Source organism: Streptomyces sp. WELS2 (genome assembly GCF_013870595.1).
Lineage (GTDB): Bacteria > Actinomycetota > Actinomycetes > Streptomycetales > Streptomycetaceae > Streptomyces.
On record NZ_JACBWZ010000957.1, the window covers coordinates 1 to 2176 of the forward strand.

A 2176-nucleotide genomic window follows, 5' to 3' on the forward strand; every position below is an offset into this window, starting at 1 on the left:
CTCCTCCAGCCGCGCCAGGTCCGGCGGAGCGGCCTGATGGCGCAGCCGGCTGAGCTCCTCCTCGCCGAGCGGCACGGACAGCCGCTCGGCGCCCTCGGGAATGGCCGCCGCCTCCTCCGGCGGCACCAGCCGCAGGTCCGGGGAGCTTTCGGATACCCCCTGGGCCTGGAGCCAGGCCCGGACCGCGGGTGTCTCCAGGCAGGCCAGGTCACCGACAGCCGTCGGCGGCACGCCGAGCGCGGCCATCGCATCGGACTTCAGCACGAGACAGGCGTCGTCGGTCATCGTCTGCTCCTCCCGTCGGAAGACTTGTCGGCACGGCACTGCTTGTACCCGCGTTCGGCGCACGTGGTCATCGCGATGCGCACCTGGTCGAAGGCCCGGACATGGTCCAGGCCGCCGCCGGGTGCCCTGTACTGCGGCAGGGCACCTCCATTCGACAAATTGGTCTAGTCCCTTTTTGGTCCAGACCATTGACCCGCCTCTGTGGGGGCGCTATCCCAGTAGTCGGCAACACCCTCCCCGCGCAAGAACTTTGGCCACCCTCTCCACACACCGGGACTGACATGAGACTCGTGCGTTCCTTCCGCGCGGCCCTCGCCGCGGCCGCCACCACGGCGGCCGCGGTGGGCCTCGCCCTCACGGGAACCGGCACCGCCGAAGCCGCGACACCCCTGCCGAACCACGTGTTCGCGCCCTACTTCGAGGCCTGGACCGGCGAGAGCCCCGCCGCCCTGTCCGCCCAGTCGGGCGCCAAGCACCTGACGATGGCGTTCCTCCAGACCGCCGCCAAGGGCTCCTGCACGCCGTACTGGAACGGCGACACGGGCATGCCGATCGCCGCCTCCACCTTCGGCGCCGACATCAAGACGATCCAGGCGAACGGGGGCGACGTCATCCCCTCGTTCGGCGGGTACACGGCCGACACCACCGGCACCGAGATCGCCGACAGCTGCACCGACGTCCAGCAGATCGCCGCCGCGTACGAGAAGGTCATCACCACCTACGACATCTCGCGGCTCGACATGGACATCGAGGTCGACTCGCTCGACAACTCCGCGGGCATCGACCGCCGCAACAAGGCCATCAAGCTGGTCCAGGACTGGGCGGCCGCCAACGGGCGCAAGGTGGAGATCTCCTACACCCTGCCGACCACCACGCACGGCCCCGCGGAGAACGGCGAGGCGCTGCTGCGCAACGCGGTGAGCAACGGCACCCGGGTCGACGTCGTGAACCTCATGACGTTCGACTACTACGACAACCAGCCCCACGACATGGCGAAGGACACCCAGACCGCCGCCCAGGGCCTGTACGACCTGCTCGCCCAGCTGTATCCGGCCAAGACCCCGGCCCAGCTGTGGAACATGGTCGGTGTCACCGAGATGCCGGGCGTCGACGACTTCGGCAAGGCGGAGACCTTCACCCTGGCCAACGCCCGGACCGTGTACGACTGGGCGGTCGCCAAGGGCATCAACACCCTGTCCTTCTGGGCGTTGCAGCGGGACAACGGCGGCTGTGCGGGCGGCGGGGCCGCGGACAACTGCTCGGGCATCGAACAGAACACGTGGGACTTCACGCGCATCTTCGCGCCGTTCACCGGTGGCGGTGCCCCCGCGCCGGCCAACGACTTCTCCGTGGCGCTCAGCCCGGCCTCCGGGTCCGTGACGGCCGGCCAGTCCGCGACGGCCGCCGTGAAGACGGCCGTGACGAAGGGCGCGGCCCAGGACGTGAAGCTGAGCGTCAGCGGCGCCCCGGCGGGTGTCACCGCCTCCCTCAGCCCCGCCTCGGTCACCGCGGGCGGCTCCTCCACGCTCACCCTGGCCACCACCTCGGCCGCGGCGTCGGGCACGTACACGGTCACCGTGACCGGCACGGGCGCCTCGGGCAGCCACTCGGCGACCTACTCCCTGACCGTCACCGGCGGCTCCGGGAACCAGTGCACGGCCGCCCCGTGGGCCAAGGACGCGGTGTACACCGGCGGCCAGCAGGTCTCGTACAAGGGTCACCTCTGGAAGGCCAAGTGGTGGACGACGGGCGAGGAGCCCGGCACCACCGGCCAGTGGGGCGTCTGGCAGGACCTCGGCGCCTGCTGAACCACACCGCCACACCGCCGCCCCGGGCGCCGGGACGGCACGGGATCGGCAACCGGCGGCCCTGCTGCTGCTGCTGTACCAGC

Annotated in this window: 2 protein-coding genes; one reads left to right on the forward strand and one right to left on the reverse strand. The window is 70.9% G+C overall.

Features of this window, described 5'->3' with window-relative positions; genetic code table 11:
* Nucleotides 1-285 (reverse strand): DUF6003 family protein (locus H5J33_RS32240; protein WP_181798272.1); only part of this gene is annotated, 285 nt, incomplete at its 3' end.
* 281 nt (nt 286-566) lie between these two features.
* Between H5J33_RS32240 and H5J33_RS32245 the strand changes: the two genes are divergently transcribed.
* Entirely contained in the window at nt 567-2093 is a 1527-nt protein-coding gene (locus tag H5J33_RS32245) for a chitinase (RefSeq protein WP_181798273.1), read from the forward strand.
* Nucleotides 2094-2176 lie beyond the last annotated feature (83 nt).

Excerpts from the sequence above, each read along its gene's own strand:
- H5J33_RS32245 (WP_181798273.1), top strand. The coding sequence starts at position 567 with ATGAGACTCGTGCGTTCCTTCCGCGCGGCCCTCGCCGCGGCCGCCACC.